General features: G+C 69.7%; 14 protein-coding genes. 8 read left to right on the top strand and 6 right to left on the bottom strand.

Annotated features, from left to right (window positions below):
* The 3 genes from glpK to ABT129_RS12125 all read right to left on the bottom strand — a co-directional run bounded on the left by glpK (position 1) and on the right by ABT129_RS12125 (position 3,357).
* Positions 1-1,533 carry a glycerol kinase GlpK gene (gene glpK, locus ABT129_RS12135; RefSeq protein ID WP_351899906.1) on the bottom strand — a complete coding sequence of 511 codons (1,533 nt, stop codon included), beginning with the start codon at positions 1,531-1,533 and terminating at the stop codon, positions 1-3.
* Positions 1,534-1,568: 35 nt separating this feature from the next.
* A complete protein-coding gene (locus ABT129_RS12130) occupies positions 1,569-2,327 on the bottom strand; it encodes an MIP/aquaporin family protein (protein ID WP_351899904.1) in 759 nt (252 codons plus the stop codon).
* Positions 2,328-2,592: 265 nt separating this feature from the next.
* Positions 2,593-3,357 carry an IclR family transcriptional regulator gene (locus ABT129_RS12125; protein ID WP_351899901.1) on the bottom strand — a complete coding sequence of 255 codons (765 nt, stop codon included), beginning with the start codon at positions 3,355-3,357 and terminating at the stop codon, positions 2,593-2,595.
* 245 nt (positions 3,358-3,602) lie between these two features.
* Between ABT129_RS12125 and metH the strand changes: the two genes are divergently transcribed.
* The 4 genes from metH (at position 3,603) to ABT129_RS12105 (ending at position 11,656) form a co-directional block, all read left to right on the top strand.
* Positions 3,603-7,115, top strand: coding sequence for a methionine synthase (metH, locus tag ABT129_RS12120; RefSeq protein ID WP_351899899.1), 3,513 nt, complete (start codon positions 3,603-3,605; stop codon positions 7,113-7,115).
* A gap of 129 nt (positions 7,116-7,244) precedes the next feature.
* Positions 7,245-7,943, top strand: a complete 699-nt coding sequence (locus ABT129_RS12115; protein WP_351899896.1) for an HAD family hydrolase — start codon at positions 7,245-7,247, stop codon at positions 7,941-7,943.
* A 465-nt stretch (positions 7,944-8,408) separates the two neighbouring features.
* Positions 8,409-9,998, top strand: coding sequence for an ABC transporter substrate-binding protein (locus ABT129_RS12110; protein WP_351899894.1), 1,590 nt, complete (start codon positions 8,409-8,411; stop codon positions 9,996-9,998).
* 77 nt (positions 9,999-10,075) lie between these two features.
* Positions 10,076-11,656 carry an ABC transporter substrate-binding protein gene (locus ABT129_RS12105; protein ID WP_351899891.1) on the top strand — a complete coding sequence of 527 codons (1,581 nt, stop codon included), beginning with the start codon at positions 10,076-10,078 and terminating at the stop codon, positions 11,654-11,656.
* A 90-nt stretch (positions 11,657-11,746) separates the two neighbouring features.
* On the opposite strand, the gene ABT129_RS12100 is transcribed toward ABT129_RS12105, so the two are convergent.
* A complete protein-coding gene (locus tag ABT129_RS12100) occupies positions 11,747-12,424 on the bottom strand; it encodes a response regulator (RefSeq protein ID WP_351899889.1) in 678 nt (225 codons plus the stop codon).
* A 41-nt stretch (positions 12,425-12,465) separates the two neighbouring features.
* Positions 12,466-13,368, bottom strand: a complete 903-nt coding sequence (locus tag ABT129_RS12095; RefSeq protein ID WP_351899887.1) for a RecB family exonuclease — start codon at positions 13,366-13,368, stop codon at positions 12,466-12,468.
* A gap of 180 nt (positions 13,369-13,548) precedes the next feature.
* On the opposite strand from ABT129_RS12095, the gene ABT129_RS12090 reads away from it, so the two are divergent.
* The 3 genes from ABT129_RS12090 (at position 13,549) to ABT129_RS12080 (ending at position 16,417) form a co-directional block, all read left to right on the top strand.
* Positions 13,549-14,682, top strand: coding sequence for a site-2 protease family protein (locus ABT129_RS12090; RefSeq protein WP_351900130.1), 1,134 nt, complete (start codon positions 13,549-13,551; stop codon positions 14,680-14,682).
* 80 nt (positions 14,683-14,762) lie between these two features.
* On the top strand, positions 14,763-15,650 hold the full coding sequence (locus tag ABT129_RS12085) for a tRNA (adenine-N1)-methyltransferase (protein WP_015032448.1): 888 nt from the start codon (positions 14,763-14,765) through the stop codon (positions 15,648-15,650).
* A 188-nt stretch (positions 15,651-15,838) separates the two neighbouring features.
* A complete protein-coding gene (locus ABT129_RS12080) occupies positions 15,839-16,417 on the top strand; it encodes a hypothetical protein (RefSeq protein WP_351899884.1) in 579 nt (192 codons plus the stop codon).
* 4 nt (positions 16,418-16,421) lie between these two features.
* Here the strand turns inward: ABT129_RS12080 and ABT129_RS12075 are convergent, their stop codons facing one another.
* Entirely contained in the window at positions 16,422-16,733 is a 312-nt protein-coding gene (locus ABT129_RS12075; protein ID WP_351899882.1) for a ferredoxin, read from the bottom strand.
* A gap of 253 nt (positions 16,734-16,986) precedes the next feature.
* Here ABT129_RS12075 and arc point away from each other — a divergent pair, with 253 nt between their 5' ends.
* Complete coding sequence (gene arc, locus ABT129_RS12070; protein ID WP_351899880.1) at positions 16,987-18,753, top strand: proteasome ATPase; 1,767 nt, start codon at positions 16,987-16,989, stop codon at positions 18,751-18,753.
* The last annotated feature ends 4 nt before the right edge of the window (positions 18,754-18,757 follow it).

Here is an 18,757-nt window from a genome sequence, read left to right as displayed (position 1 = left end):
TTACTCCTCGGATGCGTCATCGAGCCAGCCCATGGAGCGTTCCACGGCCTTGAGCCAGCTCTTGTACTCGCTGTCACGCCTGCCGGCGTCCATGCGAGGGGTCCATTCCGCGGCGCGGCGCCAGTTGGCGCGCAGCGCGTCGGTGTCCGGCCAGAAGCCGACGGCCAGGCCGGCGGCGTAGGCGGCGCCGAGGCAGGTGGTCTCGGCGACCATCGGACGCACGACGGGCGCGTCCAGGAAGTCCGAGAGGGTCTGCATCAGCAGGTTGTTGGAGGTCATGCCGCCGTCGACCTTGAGCGCGGCCAGCTCGACGCCGGAGTCCTTGGTCATGGCGTCGGTGATCTCGCGGGTCTGCCAGGCGGTCGCCTCCAGGACGGCGCGGGCGATGTGCGCCTTGGTGACGTACCGGGTGAGGCCGGCGATCACACCGCGGGCGTCGGAGCGCCAGTACGGGGCGAACAGTCCGGAGAAGGCCGGCACGAAGTAGGCGCCGCCGTTGTCCTCGACCGAGGACGCGAGGGTCTCGATCTCGGCGGCGGACTTGATCAGGCCCATCTGGTCGCGCATCCACTGCACCAGGGAGCCGGTGACGGCGATCGAGCCCTCCAGCGCGTAGACCGGCTTGGAGTCGCCGATCTGGTAGCCGACCGTGGTCAGCAGGCCGCTGTAGGAGTTGATGATCTTGTCACCGGTGTTCATCAGCATGAAGGTGCCGGTGCCGTACGTGGACTTGGCCTCGCCCTCGGCGAAACAGGTCTGGCCGAAGAGGGCGGCCTGCTGGTCGCCGAGCGCCGAGGCGACCGGGACGCCGGCGAGGGCGCCGTCCTTGACGTGGCCGTAGACCTCGGCGGAGGAGCGGATCTCGGGGAGGACGTTGAGGGGGACCCCCATCGACTCCGCGATCTTCTCGTCCCAGGCCAGCGTGTGGAGGTTCATCAGCATGGTGCGCGAGGCGTTGGTGACGTCGGTGACGTGCACGCCGCCGTCGGCGCCGCCGGTCAGGTTCCAGATGACCCAGGAGTCCATGGTGCCGAAGAGGATGTCGCCGGCCTCGGCGCGCTCGCGCAGGCCCTCGACGTTGTCGAGCATCCAGCGGATCTTCGGGCCGGCGAAGTAGCTCGCCAGCGGCAGGCCGGTCTCGCGGCGGAAGCGGTCCTGGCCGACGTTGCGGCCGAGCTCCTTGCAGAGGGCGTCGGTGCGAGTGTCCTGCCAGACGAGGGCGTTGTGGACGGGCTCACCGGTGTTCTTGTCCCAGAGCAGCGTGGTCTCGCGCTGGTTGGTGATGCCGATGGCCTTGACGTCCGCGGCGGCGATGCCGCCCTTCGTCAGGGCGCCGGCGACGACCTCCTGGACGTTGGTCCAGATCTCGGCGGCGTCGTGCTCGACCCAGCCCGGCTTCGGGAAGATCTGCTCGTGCTCCTTCTGGTCGACCGAGACGATCCGGCCGTCCTTGTCGAAGACGATGCAGCGGGAGGAGGTGGTGCCCTGGTCGATCGCGGCGATGAAGGGGCCGGAGGTGTGTGCGTCGGTCACGGTGTGCTCCATGGGAGGTCTGGAAGAAGGACGGCTCAGGCGAACGCGATGTTGTAGATACCCGCGGCGAGGGCTCCACCGATCAGCGGACCGGCGACCGGGATCCAGGCGTAGCTCCAGTCGGAGCCGCCCTTGTGCTTCAGCGGCAGCAGGGCGTGCACGATGCGCGGGCCGAGGTCACGGGCCGGGTTGATCGCGTAGCCGGTCGGGCCGCCGAGCGAGAGGCCGATGGAGACGACCACGAACGCGGTGATCAGGGCGCCTATGACGCCGAGGCCCTTGCCGCTGTCGTTGAGGCCCTGGGTGAGCACGGCCAGGACGAGCACGACGGTGCCGATGATCTCGGTGGCCAGGTTCTGCCAGGTGTTCCGGATCTCGGGGCCGGTGGAGAAGACGCCGAGCACCGGGCCGGGGCCCTCGATCGGCTTCTGGCCCGAGGCCTCGGGGTCGGCGAGGTGCGCCTGGAACTGGCCGTAGTAGGCCACCCAGACCAGCGCCGCGCCGATCATGGCGCCGAGCATCTGGCCCGCGAAGTAGACGGGGACGTTGCCCCACTCGCCGTCCTTGATCGCGATGCCGACCGTGACGGCGGGGTTCAGATGGGCGCCCGAGAGGGAAGCCGTCATGTAGACGGCCGTCATGACGGCGAAGCCCCACCCGAAGGTGATCGCGAGCCAGCCCGCGTTGCGGGCCTTGGAGCCCTTGAGCGTGACGGCGGCGCACACACCGCCGCCGAGCAGAATGAGAACGGCGGTACCGATGGTCTCGCCGAGGAAGATGTCGGAGCTGGACACCCGCGACTCCTTTGTCCTTCGTCCAGGGGAAGGCGAACCCCGGGTCCCTCCGGTGGTCCGCGCCCTCGTGTGAGGGCGTTACCGGCCCTTGGCACTGCCACACCATAGCGCTTATTGCCGTTAAGTGTTCGGCAATGCCGACCGGTGAACGGAAGTTTTGCCCCCGGGTTAACAGCACGTCAAGGCTTCGGGGCATGAAAAACCCGCCGATAACGCGATCGTTACCGGCGGGTTCGGTCGTACGCGGGGTACCGCGCCGAAGGCCTCAGAAGCGCCCGGCCCCCAGATCCCGGGACACCGCGCGGGCGCAGTCCCGTACCGCCGCCACCAGCTCGGGGCGCAGCTCCCCGGACGGGCACAGCCGCTCCACGGCCCCCGTGACCGCCACCGCGCCCACCGGCATCCGCCGCCGGTCGTGGATCGGCGCCGCCACCGAGGCCACGCCCTCCCAGGTCTCCTCCGCGTCCGCGGCCCAGCCCCGGGCCCGCACCATGTCCAGCAGCGACTCGAACTCCCCGAGTTCCGTGGTCGTACGGGGCGTGAACGCCTCCCGCTCGACCTCCAGGACCTCGCTGTGCGCCACCGGGTCGTACGCCGAGAGGACCTTGCCCAGCGCCGTGGAGTGCAGCGGCTGCATGGCCCCCACCTCCAGGACCTGCCGGCTGTCGTCCGGCCGGAAGACGTGGTGCACGATCAGCACGCCCCGCTGGTGCAGCACCCCCAGGTGGACGCTCTCGCCGCTGGACCGCGCCAGGTCGTCCGTCCAGACGAGGGCCCGCGCGCGCAGCTCGTGGACGTCCAGATAGCTGTTGCCGAGCCGCAGCAGCTCCGCCCCCAGCTGATAGCGGCCCGAGGCCGCCTCCTGCTCCACGAAGCCCTCCGCCTGGAGGGTGCGCAGGATGCCGTGGGCGGTGCCCTTGGCGAGCCCCAGCGAGGACGCGATGTCGGACAGACCGAGCCGGCGCTCGCCGCCCGCGAGCAGCCGCAGCATGGCCGCCGCCCGTTCAAGCGACTGGATGTTCTTCGCCATCGCCCGACCCCTTATCCCTCTCACGCTGTTCGACAATGCTGAACACTATCGGTCGATGCCGACCTTGCGTTACACATGACAGTGTCAGCCAAGAACGGGCCGTACCGGGAGTCCCCGACACACAGGATGCCGTCCGGCCCGTGGGACGCCGTGTCCACCCCGGCCGGAGCGCGGTTACGCTGGCCCCGTGCACCCTCCACCGAGGGCGCAAAGCCGACAGCCGTCGCACCCCTGGGAGCTCATCCATGGCCTCGTTGCCGACCCCTTCCGCCGACAGCCGGACCCGCGCAGCGGCCCTCCGCGAGGCGCTCGCCAGCCGAGTCGTCGTCGCCGACGGCGCCATGGGCACCATGCTCCAGGCACAGGACCCCACCCTCGAGGACTTCCAGAACCTCGAAGGATGCAACGAGATCCTGAACGTCACGCGGCCCGACATCGTCCGTTCGGTCCATCAGGAGTACTTCTCCGCCGGCGTCGACTGCGTCGAGACCAACACGTTCGGCGCCAACCACGCCGCCCTGGCCGAATACGACATCCCCGGACGCGTCCACGAGCTCTCCGAGTCCGGCGCCCGCATCGCCCGCGAGGTCGCCGACGAGTTCACCGCCGCCACCGGCCGCCAGCGCTGGGTCCTCGGCTCCATCGGCCCCGGCACGAAGCTCCCGACCCTCGGCCACGCCCCCTACACCCTGCTGCGCGACGCCTACCAGCAGAACGCCGAAGGCCTCCTCGCCGGCGGATCCGACGCCCTGCTCGTCGAGACCACCCAGGACCTCCTCCAGACCAAGGCCTCCGTCATCGGCGCCCGCCGCGCCCTCGACGCCCTCGGCGCCGACGTACCGCTCATCGTCTCCGTCACCGTCGAGACCACCGGCACCATGCTCCTCGGCTCCGAGATCGGCGCCGCGCTCACGGCCCTGGAGCCGCTCGGCATCGACATGATCGGCCTGAACTGCGCCACCGGCCCCGCCGAGATGAGCGAGCACCTCCGCTACCTCGCCCGCCACTCGCGCATCCCGCTCTCCTGCATGCCCAACGCCGGCCTGCCCGTCCTCACCTCCGACGGCGCCCACTACCCGCTCAGCCCCGCCGAGCTCGCCGACGCCCAGGAGACCTTCGTCCGCGAGTACGGCCTCTCCCTCATCGGCGGCTGCTGCGGTACGACCCCGGAGCACCTGCGCCAGGTCGTCGAGCGCGTCCGCGACCTCACCCCCGGCGAGCGCGACCCGCGCCCCGAGCCCGGCGCCGCCTCGCTCTACCAGACCGTGCCGTTCCGCCAGGACACCGCCTACATGGCGATCGGCGAGCGCACCAACGCCAACGGCTCGAAGAAGTTCCGCGAGGCCATGCTCGACGCGCGCTGGGACGACTGCGTCGAGATGGCGCGGGACCAGATCCGCGAGGGCGCGCACATGCTCGACCTCTGCGTGGACTACGTGGGCCGCGACGGCGTCGCGGACATGGAGGAGCTCGCGGGGCGCTTCGCCACCGCGTCGACGCTGCCGATCGTGCTGGACTCCACCGAGGTGGAGGTGATCCGGGCCGGTCTGGAGAAGCTCGGCGGCCGGGCCGTCATCAACTCCGTCAACTACGAGGACGGTGACGGACCCGAGTCCCGCTTCGCCAAGGTCACCGGGCTCGCCCGGGAGCACGGCGCCGCGCTCATCGCCCTCACCATCGACGAGGAGGGCCAGGCCCGCTCCGTCGAGCACAAGGTGGCCATCGCCGAGCGGCTCATCGACGACCTCACCGGCAACTGGGGCATCCACGAGTCGGACATCCTCATCGACACCCTGACCTTCACCATCTGTACCGGTCAGGAGGAGTCCCGCAAGGACGGCATCGCCACCATCGAGGCGATCCGCGAGCTGAAGCGCCGCCACCCGGACGTCCAGACCACGCTGGGCCTCTCCAACATCTCCTTCGGTCTGAACCCGGCCGCCCGCATCCTCCTGAACTCCGTCTTCCTCGACGAGTGCGTCAAGGCCGGCCTCGACTCGGCGATCGTCCACGCCTCGAAGATCCTGCCGATCGCCCGCTTCGACGACGAGCAGGTCACCACCGCCCTCGACCTCATCTACGACCGGCGCGCCGAGGGCTACGACCCGCTGCAGAAGCTGATGGCCCTCTTCGAGGGCGTCAACACCAAGTCGATGAAGGCCGGCAAGACCGAGGAACTGCTCGCCCTGCCGCTGGACGAGCGTCTCAAGCGCCGGATCATCGACGGCGAGAAGAACGGCCTGGAGGCCGACCTCGACGAGGCCCTGACCGTCCGGCCGGCTCTGGAGATCGTCAACGAGATCCTGCTCGACGGCATGAAGACGGTGGGCGAGCTGTTCGGCTCCGGCCAGATGCAGCTGCCGTTCGTGCTCCAGTCCGCCGAGGTCATGAAGACGGCCGTGGCCCACCTGGAACCGCACATGGAGAAGTCGGACGCCGACGGCAAGGGCACGATCGTCCTCGCCACCGTCCGCGGCGACGTCCACGACATCGGCAAGAACCTCGTCGACATCATCCTCTCCAACAACGGCTACAACGTCGTCAACATCGGTATCAAGCAGCCCGTCTCCGCGATCCTGGAGGCCGCCGAGGAGCACAAGGCCGACGTCATCGGCATGTCCGGCCTCCTCGTGAAGTCCACCGTGATCATGAAGGAGAACCTGGAGGAGCTGAACCAGCGCGAGCTGGCCGCCAAGTACCCCGTGATCCTCGGCGGAGCCGCCCTCACCAGGGCCTACGTCGAACAGGACCTCCACGAGATCTACCAGGGCGAGGTCCGCTACGCCCGCGACGCCTTCGAGGGCCTGCGCCTCATGGACGCCCTCGTGGCCGTCAAGCGCGGAGTCCCCGGCGTCGAACTGCCCCCGCTCAAGCAGCGCCGGGTCGCCAAGCAGCCCGCCACCGCCCTCCAGGTCTCCGAGCCGGAGCCCGGCGGCCGCTCCGACGTCTCCGTCGACAACCCGGTGCCGACTCCGCCGTTCTGGGACACCCGGGTCGTCAAGGGCATCCCGCTGAAGGACTACGCGTCCTGGCTCGACGAGGGCGCCCTCTTCAAGGGCCAGTGGGGCCTCAAGCAGAACCGGGCCGGTGACGGACCCTCGTACGAGGAGCTCGTCGAGACCGAGGGCCGGCCCCGGCTGCGCGGCTGGCTGGAGCGCCTCCACACGGAGAACCTCCTGGAGGCGGCCGTCGTCCACGGCTACTTCCCGTGCGTCTCCAAGGGCGACGACCTGATCATCCTGGACGACGCCGGCAACGAGCGGACCCGCTTCACCTTCCCGCGCCAGCGCCGGGGCCGCCGCCTCTGCCTCGCGGACTTCTTCCGCCCCGAGGAGTCCGGCGAGACCGATGTCGTCGGCCTCCAGGTCGTCACCGTCGGCTCCCGGATCGGCGAGGCCACGGCCGAGCTCTTCGCCTCCGACTCCTACCGGGACTACCTGGAGCTGCACGGCCTCTCCGTGCAGCTCGCCGAGGCCCTCGCCGAGTACTGGCACGCGCGCGTCCGCGCCGAGCTGGGCTTCGGCGGCGAGGACCCGGCCGACGTGGAGGACATGTTCGCGCTCAAGTACCGCGGCGCGCGCTTCTCCCTCGGCTACGGCGCCTGCCCCGACCTGGAGGACCGCGCGAAGATCGCGGAGCTGCTGCGTCCCGAGCGGATCGGCGTGCACCTGTCGGAGGAGTTCCAGCTCCACCCCGAGCAGTCCACCGACGCGATCGTGATCCATCACCCCGAGGCGAAGTACTTCAACGCTCGGTGACCGCCCGGAGATGAATCCGCGCTTTCCCGGTCATCGGGACGTACACTGGTCGGTCCAGTGCAGGCCGGTCTTCCTCCCCGTACCGGGGAGGGGGGCCGGCCTTCTCGTCCCTCCATGGAGGTGTGCCGGATGACCAGTACGGTCCCCGCGTCCCTGTTCCGTACGAACGGAAGCTCCGCCCTGCAGGCGGTCTTCCTCGACATGGACGGGACCCTTGTCGACACGGAGGGCTTCTGGTGGGACGCGGAGGTCGAGGCCTTCGCCGACCTCGGTCACCGGCTGGACGAGGCCTGGCGGGACGTCGTCGTCGGCGGCCCCATGACCCGCAGCGCCGGTTACCTCATCGAGTCCACCGGCGCCGACATCACCCTCGCCGAGCTGACGGTCCTGCTCAACGAGAAGTTCGAGCAGCGCATCGCGCGCGGAGTGCCGCTGATGCCGGGCGCCGAGCGGCTCCTCGCCGAGCTGGCCGCGCACAACATCCCGACCGCCCTGGTCTCCGCCTCGCACCGCCGGATCATCGACCGGGTCCTCCACTCGCTCGGCCGTGATCGCTTCACGCTCACGGTCGCCGGGGACGAGGTCGTACGGACCAAGCCGCACCCCGAGCCGTACCTGACGGCCGCCCAGGGCGTCGGGGCCGACCCCGCGCTCTGTGCCGTCGTCGAGGACACCGCGACCGGTGTCGCGGCCGCCGAGGCGGCGGGCTGCCGGGTCGTCGCGGTGCCCTCCGTGGCGCCGATCGCCCCCTCCCCGGGCCGGGTCGTCGTGCGCTCCCTCGAAGAGGTCGACGTGCCCTTCCTCCGCACATTGATCACCGGCATCTGAGGTTTTTCTGAGCTTCCCCCGGCGGAATGCGCTTTCACCAGGGGAAAACGATCAGGCCATTCGCCGAAAAGGCCCCCGCGTGACCTTGGTCACGCAGAGTGCCGGACGGTGGGTGGCCTCCGTTGTGTCCCTGCCCGAAAAGGGCACGTTTCGGCGCCCCCATGTGTCCTGATTCGCTCGCCACCGTCCGCATCATCCGACGCATGGTTATCGAAGGCCCCGTATTCATGATCACTGTGCGATTACCCCCGCGGCGGCCGGTGGTCCGGCAATAGCGACGCCGCCCACTAATCTTTCGCGAGTACTTCGCCGCATAACCGCGTGCAACGGCGCACCCACCGAAGTCGCCGCGAACACAGGACCGATCGCAACACCCGGCCCGATCGCTCCCGCCCCGACCGGGCGGCCGGCGGCGGAGTTCCACTGACCGCTGTATCCCAGTGCCGGATGAGGAGATCGTCCCTGATGAACCGCAAGACCCTGGTGCTCCCGGCCGTGGCCGGACTGCTCGCCCCCCTGCTCGCCGCCTGTGGCGGAGCGGAGGACGGTGGAGCGATCGTCGTCGGCACCACGGACCAGTTCATCGCCACCGCGGACGCCCCCGCACCGCTCGACCCGGCCTTCGCCTACGACACCGGTGCCTGGAACATCCTGCGACAGACCGTCCAGACCCTGATGCACGTGCCCCGCGACGGCGGCGAGCCCGTCCCCGAGGCCGCCCAGAGCTGCGGATTCTCCGACAAGGCCAGCGAGAGCTACCGCTGCAAGCTCCGCTCCGGACTCACCTTCGCCGACGGCACCCCGATCACGGCCGAGGACGTCAAGTACTCCATCGAGCGCGTCATGAAGATCAAGTCGGACAACGGCACGGCCGCCCTCCTCTCGAACATCGACACGATCGAGACCAAGGGCACCGACGAGGTCGTCTTCCACCTGAAGACCCCCGACGCCACCTTCCCGTACAAGCTCTCCACCCCGGTCGCCGGCATCCTCAGCAAGGACAAGTACGCCGCCGGAGAGCTCCGCGAGGGCTTCGACGTCGACGGCTCGGGCCCGTACACCATGAAGGTCGAGCGCGAGGGCGAGAAGGCCACCCGCTTCGTCTTCACCAAGAACCCCGCCTACAAGGGCGACATCACGCTGCGCAACGACAAGGTCGAGCTCCGCCCCTACGCCGACGCCGACACCATGGGCGAGGCCCTGGAGAGCGACGACATCGACATGATGGCCCGCTCCCTGTCCCGGAAGCAGATCAAGAACCTCACCGAGACCCCCAAGGACGGCATCGAGGTCGTCGAGGTCCCCGGCCTGGAGATCCGCTACCTCGGCTTCAACACCAAGGCCCCCGCCGTCCAGGAGAAGGCCGTCCGCCAGGCCATGGCCGCCGTCGTCGACCGGGGCGCCCTCGTCAACCTCGTCTACGGCCCCACCGCCGAGCCGCTCTACTCGCTGATCCCCTCCAGCATCACCGGCCACGCCACCCCCTTCTTCGACGAGTACGGCGAGCCCGACCACGACCGCGCCGCCAAGCTCCTCAAGGACGCCGGCGTCGAGACCCCGGTCAAGATGACGCTCAACTACACCACCGACCACTACGGCGCCGAGACCGCCCAGGAGTTCGAGGCGCTCAGGAAGCAGCTCGTCGCCAGCGGTCTCTTCGACGCCTCCGTCCAGGGCGCCGAGTGGTCCACCTTCCGCACCGCCCAGAAGCGCGGCGACTACGCCGTCTACGGTCTCGGCTGGTTCCCGGACTACCCGGACCCGGACAACTACATCGCGCCGTTCCTGGACAGCGACAACTTCCTCAACACCCCGTACGTGAACAAGGTCGTCCGCGACCAGCTCATCCCGCGCTCGCGCCGCCAGGCCGACCGCACCGCCGCCGGCCCCGTCTTCAACCAGATCCAGAAGATCGTCGCCCAGGACGTACCCGTCCTGCCCCTGTGGCAGGGCAAGCAGTACGTCGCCGCCCGCGACGACCTCAACGGAGTCGAGTACGCCCTCAACACGTCCTCCGACCTCCTCCTCTGGGAACTGGGCCGCGGTACCGCATAACCCCGTCGACTGGATCGGTTACACCGGCCTCGCACCCGCGCGCGGCCGGCCTGACAAGAGATCACGAGGCACGTTCTGTGAAGACGCACAACAAGTGGCTGACCGCCCCGCTCGCCGCGGGCCTCGCCACCGCCCTGCTCAGCGGCTGCGGCACCGAGCAGGGAGGCTCGGGCGGCTCGGGCGACGGCGTACGCGTCGGCATGTCCGACGAGATCCTCGCCACCGACCCGGCGGCCGGCTACGACCCCGGCTCCTGGCTGCTGTTCAACAACGTCTTCCAGTCCCTGCTCGCCTTCCCCAAGGGCGGCTCCGAGCCCGAGCCCGAGGCCGCCGACAAGTGCGGCTTCTCCGCCGGCAGCAAGGTCTACACCTGCACCCTGCGGGACGGCCTCACCTTCTCCAACGGCAACAAGCTCACCTCGAAGGACGTCAAGTACTCCTTCGAGCGGGCCATCAAGATCGCCGACCCCGCGGGCCCGGCGCCACTGCTCTCCACCATCGACACCATCGACACCCCGGACGAGAAGACCGTCGTCTTCCGCCTCAAGGTCCCCGACGCCACCTTCCCCAGCAAGATCGCCTCCGGCGCCGGCTCCATCGTCGACCACCGCGACTACCCCGCCGACGCCCTGCGCACCGACGGCAAGGCCACCGGCTCCGGCCCCTACAAGCTGGACTCCCTCAGCGACTCCGAGGCCGGCTTCTCCGCCAACGCCGGCTACCGGGGCACCGCACGGCCCAAGAACGACGCCGTCACCCTCAAGCTCTACAACGGCGACCGCGCCGCCCTCTCCAAGGCCCTCACCGACGGACAGATAGACGTCGCCTACCGAGGCCTCTCCGCCGAGGACATCGCCGCCCTCGAATCCTCCGACACCACGGACGACAAGGGCATCGAGGTCGTCCAGGGCAGCAGCGCCGAGGTCCAGCACCTCGTCTTCAACATGAAGGACCCGATCGCCGGCAAGCTCGGCGTACGCCAGGCCATCGCCCACCTCGTCAACCGCGAGGCCCTCGTCGAAGGCGTCTACAAGTCCACGGCCACGCCGCTGTACTCGATCGTCCCGGCCGGCATCGCCGGACACAACACCGCCTTCTACGACACCTACGGCACCCCCGACAAGGCCAAGGCGAAGAAGGCCCTGCGCGCCGACGGCGTCACCGGCACGGTCAAGCTCACCCTCTGGTCCACCCCCAGCCGCTACGGCCCCTCCACCGACCAGGAACTCAAGGCCATCGCCGAGCAGCTCAACGCGAGCGGCCTCTTCGAAGCCGACGTCAAGTCCGTCGCCTACGACCAGTACGAGAAGGACATCGCGGCCGGCAAGTACGGCGTCTACGTCAAGGGCTGGGTCCCCGACTACCCCGACGCCGACAACTTCACCGCCCCCTTCTTCGGCGAGGGCAACGTCCTCGGCAACCACTACGAGAACACCACCATCACCGGCAGCCTCCTGCCCAAGACGGCCGCCGCCCCGGACCGCGCCGGCACCGCCGACGAGTACGGCCGGATCCAGGACATCGTCGCCGAGCAGCTGCCCCTCCTCCCGCTCTGGCAGGGCAAGCAGTACGCCGTCGCCCGCGACGACGTCACCGGCCTCGAATGGACCCTCGACGCCTCGACCGTCTTCCGCTTCTGGGAGATCCGCAAGGGCTGACGCACCCGCCCGCGAGGGCAGACACACCCCCACGACGAGAAGGGCCCGGCACGCCTCCGCGCACCGGGCCCTTCTCGTACCCCCGACGGGCTACTGCCCGGCCGCGCCCGGCCGCACCAGACCGCTCTCGTACGCGTACACCGCGGCCTGCACCCGGTCCCGCAGGCCCAGCTTCGTCAGCACATGACCCACGTGCGTCTTCACCGTCGTCTCGCTCACGAACAGGTCCGCCGCGATCTCCGCGTTCGACAGACCCCGCGCCACCAGCTTCAGCACCTCGACCTCGCGATCCGTCAGCGTGCTCAGCGTGTCCGGCATCTGCTCCTCGCCCGTCGGCAGATGCGCCGAGTACTTGTCGAGCAGCCGACGCGTGATCGACGGCGCCAGCATCGCCTCACCGGCCGCCACCACCCGGATCGCCTGCACCAGCTCGTTCGCCGGGGCGTCCTTCAGGAGGAAACCGCTCGCCCCCGCGCGCAACGCCTCCACCACGTACTCGTCGAGATCGAACGTCGTCAGCACCAGCACCTTCGCCGGGCCGTCCCGACCCGGACCCGTGATCTGCCGGGTCGCCTCCACCCCGTCCATCCGCGGCATCCGGATGTCCATCAGCACCACGTCCGGCTGCAACGCCCGCACCTGGTCCTGCGCCTGGAGACCGTCACCGGCCTCACCCACCACCGCGATGTCCTGCTCCGCCTCCAGAATCATCCGGAAGCCGGTGCGCAACAGCGGCTGATCGTCGACCAAGAGGACGCGGATCGTCACAAGGGCTCCTTCACGGGACCGGACTCACGAGGTCGCCGGCACTACGGTGCCGACGGGGCCGGGTCCATTCTGCCCTGACCCGAATCGTCCGACTCCGGCGGGCGCGCGGAAACGATCTTCAGCGGATAGACCGGGGGAGTCCCCCCGAACTCCGGACAGACCGCCTGATGGTCGCACCAGCCGCACAGCTTCGTCGGCCGCGGCCGCCAGTCCCCCGTCTCCGTCGCCAGCCGGATCGCCTCCCACAGCGCGTGCAGCTTCCGCTCCACCCGCAGCAGATCCGCCTCCACCGGGTCGTACGTCAGCACCTCACCACTGCCCAGGTACACCAGCTGCAGCCGCCGCGGGATCACCTGCCGCAGCCGCCACACCACCAGCGCGTAGAACGTCATCTGGAACAGCGCGCCGTCCCGGTACTCCGGCCGCGGAGCCTTGCCCGTCTTGTAGTCGACGATCCGCACCTCACCCGAGGGCGCCACATCGATCCGGTCGATCACCCCGCGCAGCCGCAGCCCCGAATCCAGCTCCGTCTCCACGAACAGCTCACGCTCCGCCGGCTCCAGCCGCGTCGGATCCTCCAGCGTGAACCACCGCTCGACCAGCCGCTCCGCCTCACCCAGCCAGCCCGCGAGCCGCTCCCCGTCCGGATCCTCCGCGAACAGCTCGCCCAGCTCCGGCTTCGACTCCAGGAGCCGGTCCCACTGGCCGGGAACCATCCCCCGCGCCCGCGGAGCCGTCCGCTCCACCGCCGGATCGTCGAAGAGCCGCTCGAGCACCGCGTGCACCAGAGTGCCCCGCGTCGCCGCCGCACTCGGCTTCTCCGGCAGCCGGTCGATCACCCGGAACCGGTACAGCAGCGGACACTGCATGAAATCGCTCGCCCGCGACGGCGACAACGACATGGGCGCCCGGGGCTCCGCCGGCACCTGCTCGCTCGTACTCATGACGAAGACCCTACGACCCGCCACCGACAGCGAGCGGAATACCATCGACCCGGGACCCCGTCGCACTGCATGATCGAACCGTGACACACCGACGTGGGTCACACCTCGCGACGAAAGGAACCCGTGAACCAGGACGAGCCCAAGCCGCAGCGGACCGAGGATCCCGGCGGCGGGATCCTCATGGGCCGGCCCTTCGGAGTGCCCGTCTACGTCGCCCCCAGCTGGTTCCTCGTCGCCGCCCTCATCACCTGGGTCTTCGGCGACCAGATCGAACGCGTCCTGCCCGAACTCGGCGCCGCCCGCTACCTCGTCTCCCTCTTCTTCGCCGTCGCCTTCTACGCCTCCGTACTCGTCCACGAACTGGCCCACACCATCGCCGCGCTCCGCTTCAAGCTCCCGGTGCGCCGCATCCAGCTCCAGTTCTTCGGCGGCGTCTCCGAGATCGAGAAGGAGACCGAGACCCCCGGCCGCGAATTCGTCCTCGCCTTCGTCGGGCCCCTCCTCTCCCTCGTCCTCGCCGGCGTGTTCTATCTCTCGATGTACGCCGTCGAACCCGGCACCGTCCCCGGCGTCCTCCTCGCCGGCCTGATGATCTCCAACCTCATCGTCGCGATCTTCAACCTGCTGCCCGGGCTCCCCCTCGACGGCGGCCGCATGCTCCGCGCCGTCGTCTGGAAGATCACCGGCAAGCCCATGAGCGGCACCATCGCCGCCGCCTGGGTCGGCCGCGCCCTCGCCGTCCTCGTCCTCATCGGCCTGCCCCTGCTCACCCGCACCGGGCTCCTCGGCAACTCCACCGACGACATCAGCGGCCTCAACACCGTCACCGACGCCCTGCTCGCCGCGATCCTCGCCGCCATCATCTGGACCGGCGCCGGCAACAGCCTCCGCATGGCCCGGCTGCGCGAACACCTGCCCGAGCTCCGCGCCCGCAGCCTCACCCGCCGCGCCATCCCCGTCGAACCCACCACCCCCCTCTCCGAGGCCCTCCGCCGCGCCAACGACGCGGGCGCCCGCGCCCTCGTCGTCGTCGACGGCCTCGGCGACCCCACCGGCATCGTCCGCGAGGCCGCCATCGCCGCCGTCCCCCAGCACCGCCGCCCCTGGGTCGCCGTCAGCACCCTCACCCAGGACCTCGCCGACGGCATGCGCGTCCCCGCCGAGCTCACCGGCCAGCCCCTCCTCGACCACCTCCGCGCCAGCCCCGCCACCGAGTACCTGGTCGTCGAGGAGACCGGCGAGATCTACGGAGTCCTCGCCACCACCGACGTCGAGCGCGCCTTCGTGAAGGCCATGGCACGACCCGGCACGTGACCCCGGCACACCGCGCCCCGGCCGCCCGCCCGCCGACGCGGGCGGGCCGGAGGCGAGGAAGCCCTTGATAAGGTGCTCACATGTCCGAACCGACCGGTGCCGCCCGCCGACGCGGGCCCTTCAAGGTCGGGGACCAGGTTCAGCTGACCGACCCCAAGGGCCGTCACTACACGTTCACGCTCGAAGAGGGAAAGAACTTCCACACCCACAAGGGTTCTTTCCCGCACGACGAACTGATCGGCGCCCCCGAGGGCAGCGTTGTCCGCACCACCGGAAACGTCGCCTACCTCGCGCTGCGCCCCCTGCTCCCCGACTACGTCCTGTCCATGCCCCGCGGCGCCGCCGTGGTCTACCCCAAGGACGCGGGGCAGATCCTGGCCTTCGCCGACATCTTCCCCGGCGCACGCGTCGTGGAGGCCGGGGTGGGCTCGGGCTCGCTGAGCAGCTTCCTCCTCCGCGCCATCGGGGACAGCGGCATGCTGCACTCCTACGAGCGCCGCGAGGACTTCGCCGAGATCGCGAAGGGCAACGTCGAACGCTACTTCGGCGGCCCGCACCCCGCGTGGCAGCTGACCGTCGGCGACCTCCAGGACAACCTGTCCGACACCGACGTCGACCGCGTCATCCTGGACATGCTCGCCCCCTGGGAGTGCCTGGAGGCCGTCTCCAAGGCGCTCGTCCCCGGCGGCATCCTCTGCTGCTACGTGGCGACCACCACCCAGCTCGCCCGCACCGTGGAGTCCATCCGCGAGTTCGGCTGCTACGCCGAGCCGCAGCCCTGGGAATCCATGATCCGCAACTGGCACGTCGAGGGCCTCGCCGTCCGCCCCGATCACCGCATGATCGGCCACACCGGCTTCCTCGTCACCGCCCGTCGCCTCGCGGACGGGGTCGAGCCCCCGATGCGCCGCCGCCGCCCCGCCAAGGGTGCCTACGGCGAGGACTACGAAGGCCCCAACAAGGGCTGACGTCCCGACATCCACGGCACGCCGCCGTCGAGTTCCCGCCCCCGGGAGGGAACTCGACGGCGGCGTCCTCATGTTCGAAGGACGCCCGCACCCGCCCACGAGGCCGACCCAGCGGTTCCGTCCCCCTGTGACGTGTGGCACGATGCCCCGAAACCCCCGCCGCACCACCCCCACAGGAGACGTCTCGCGTGCAGCCCTCCGCCGCCCCGGACCTCGCGGACCTCGCACACACCCTGGCCCGGCCGTCCCACTGGCTGGCCACCGCCACCGCGACCGCCGCGGTCGTCGCCCTCGCGGGCCTGCTCCAGCCCGGCCCCGCCGGAGCCACCGCCACCCCGGCCGCCGCGCCGCGCCCCGCACCCGCCCCCGAGGCCGCCGGAGCCGACTACCCCCTGGACTGCGGGGGAGGGCCCCGTACGGTCGCCAAGCGGGTCACCGGGGACCTCGACGGGGACAAGAACCCCGAGACCGTTGCGGTCGTGCACTGCGAAGCCGGCTCCGGAACCCCGCCGAGCGGCGTCTACGTCCTCACCCGGAGCAAGGCGGAGGGAGCACCCGCGCGCGTGGTCGCCACCCTCGTCGCGCCCGAGCTGCACCGGAGCGTCGCCGAACTCGCCGTACGCGACGGAGCCGTCCTCGCGACCCTGCTCGGCTACTCGTCCCCCGACGTGCCCCGCTGCTGCCCGGACGAGAAGGAGCAGGTCGCCTGGCGCTGGCAGGGCGGCGCCTTCGTCCGCTCCGCACAGGCCGAGGCGCGCGGCGCCTGACCCGTCAGTCGGCGTCGGGGCCGTACACCTCGACCTTGTCCGTGACCCGACGCACATGGATGCAGTCGCCCGGGCACTCCTTCGCGGAGTCCACCACGTCCTGGAGCAGCGTCAGCGGGACCGGGGTCGTCGCACCGGTGTCCTGAAGGAGCTCGTCGTCGGCGCTCTTCACATAAGCGAGCCCGTCGATGTCCAGCTCGAAGACCTCGGGAGCGTACTGCGCGCAGATACCGTCCCCGGTGCACAGGTCCTGGTCGATCCAGACCTCCAGCGCCTCTTCGGCGCCCGTGGACGGAGCCTCGTGCTGCACGGTCATATCTCCTGCCGTTCCTGCGTCTCGTTCTGCTTCTCGCGGGTAAGTCGGGCCGCCTCCGACGGGTGTTGGCCCAAGACGACGATACAACCGCCCGCATTCAAGCCGTGAAGGGTGGGTATTCCCCTGGCGAGGGAACAAGCGCAAGGGTGAAGATCGGACACACCTCGGAGTCTTTTTGATCTAGGGGTTTCAATCACCACCCACGCAGGTAGGGTCAGGAAGCGTCCAGCTCCCCTTGGAGGAGGTGAGGACCGTGGCAGCCCACGACGACGACATCAACCGCGGCATCCGGCCGGGGCGAGGGTCTGAGGACCCCGCCGGTCAGGTTGCCTATCTCGAGCAGGAAATCGCCGTCCTGCGCCGCAAGCTCGCCGACTCTCCGCGACACACGAGGATTCTCGAAGAGCGGATCGTCGAGCTGCAGACCAGCCTGGCCGGCGTGTCCGCGCAGAACGAACGACTGGCGAACACGCTCCGTGAGGCCCGCGACCAGATCGTGGCCCTCAAGGAGGAGGTCGACCGGCTCGCACAGCCGCCGGCCGGCTTCGGTGTCTTCCTGCAGGCCAACGAGGACGGCACGTGCGACATCTTCACCGGGGGCCGCAAGCTCCGGGTGAACGTCAGCCCGAGCATCGAGCTCGACGAGCTCAAGCGCGGCCAGGAAGTCATGCTCAACGAGGCGCTCAACGTGGTCGAGGCCATGGAGTACGAGCGCGCCGGGGACATCGTCACCCTCAAGGAGATCCTCGAGGACGGCGAGCGCGCCCTGGTGGTCGGGCACACCGACGAGGAGCGGGTGGTGAGGCTCGCCGAGCCTCTGCTGGACGTCACCATCCGCCCCGGCGACGCCCTGCTGCTCGACTCCAGGTCCGGCTACGTCTACGAAGTGGTCCCCAAGAGCGAGGTCGAAGAGCTCGTTCTGGAAGAGGTCCCGGACGTCGACTACGAGAAGATCGGCGGTCTGGGCAACCAGATCGAGCTGATCCGCGACGCGGTCGAGCTCCCGTACCTCCACCCGGACCTCTTCAAGGAGCACGAACTGCGGCCGCCCAAGGGCATCCTGCTCTACGGCCCGCCCGGCTGCGGCAAGACGCTGATCGCCAAGGCCGTGGCCAACTCCCTGGCCAAGAAGGTCGCCGAGGTCACCGGCCAGCCCGCGGGGAAGTCCTACTTCCTCAACATCAAGGGCCCCGAGCTCCTCAACAAGTACGTCGGTGAGACCGAGCGGCACATCCGCCTCGTCTTCCAGCGTGCCCGGGAGAAGGCGAGCGAGGGCACCCCCGTCATCGTCTTCTTCGACGAGATGGAATCCCTCTTCCGCACCCGCGGCTCCGGTGTCAGCTCGGACGTGGAGAACACCATCGTCCCCCAGCTGCTCGCCGAGATCGACGGTGTGGAGGGCCTGGAGAACGTCATCGTCATCGGCGCCTCCAACCGCGAGGACATGATCGACCCCGCGATCCTGCGCCCCGGCCGGCTCGACGTCAAGATCAAGATCGAGCGTCCGGACGCGGAGGCCGCCAAGGACATCTTCGCGAAGTACCTCACCGCCACCCTGCCGCTGCACTCCGACGACATCTCCGAGCACAGCGGCTCCAAGGCCGCCGCCGCCCACGGAATGATCCAGTCCGTCGTCGAGCAGATGTACGCCGAATCCGAGGAGAACCGCTTCCTCGAAGTCACGTACGCCAACGGCGACAAGGAAGTCCTCTACTTCAAGGACTTCAACTCCGGCGCGATGATCCAGAACATCGTCGACCGGGCCAAGAAGATGGCCATCAAGGCCTTCCTCGACCACAACCAGAAGGGCATCCGGGTCTCCCACCTCCTCCAGGCCTGCGTGGACGAGTTCAAGGAGAACGAGGACCTGCCCAACACCACCAACCCCGACGACTGGGCCCGGATCTCCGGAAAGAAGGGCGAGCGGATCGTGTTCATCCGCACGCTCGTCACCGGAAAGCAGGGCGCGGACACCGGACGCTCCATCGACACGGTGGCCAATACCGGTCAGTACCTGTAAAACG

This window comes from Streptomyces sp. NPDC002057, from assembly GCF_040296665.1.
Lineage (GTDB): Bacteria > Actinomycetota > Actinomycetes > Streptomycetales > Streptomycetaceae > Streptomyces.
The sequence above is the reverse complement of the archived record's forward strand: the minus strand, read 5'-3'. Positions and strand labels throughout refer to the sequence as shown.

What these genes read in the sequence shown, in the direction of transcription:
- ABT129_RS12125 (WP_351899901.1), bottom strand. Translation starts at nt 3,357, where the DNA reads ATGGCGAAGAACATCCAGTCGCTTGAACGGGCGGCGGCCATGCTGCGG.
- metH (WP_351899899.1), top strand. Translation starts at nt 3,603, where the DNA reads ATGGCCTCGTTGCCGACCCCTTCCGCCGACAGCCGGACCCGCGCAGCG.
- ABT129_RS12115 (WP_351899896.1), top strand. Translation starts at nt 7,245, where the DNA reads ATGACCAGTACGGTCCCCGCGTCCCTGTTCCGTACGAACGGAAGCTCC.
- ABT129_RS12110 (WP_351899894.1), top strand. Translation starts at nt 8,409, where the DNA reads ATGAACCGCAAGACCCTGGTGCTCCCGGCCGTGGCCGGACTGCTCGCC.
- ABT129_RS12095 (WP_351899887.1), bottom strand. Translation starts at nt 13,368, where the DNA reads ATGAGTACGAGCGAGCAGGTGCCGGCGGAGCCCCGGGCGCCCATGTCG.
- ABT129_RS12090 (WP_351900130.1), top strand. Translation starts at nt 13,549, where the DNA reads ATGGGCCGGCCCTTCGGAGTGCCCGTCTACGTCGCCCCCAGCTGGTTC.
- ABT129_RS12085 (WP_015032448.1), top strand. Translation starts at nt 14,763, where the DNA reads ATGTCCGAACCGACCGGTGCCGCCCGCCGACGCGGGCCCTTCAAGGTC.
- ABT129_RS12075 (WP_351899882.1), bottom strand. Translation starts at nt 16,733, where the DNA reads ATGACCGTGCAGCACGAGGCTCCGTCCACGGGCGCCGAAGAGGCGCTG.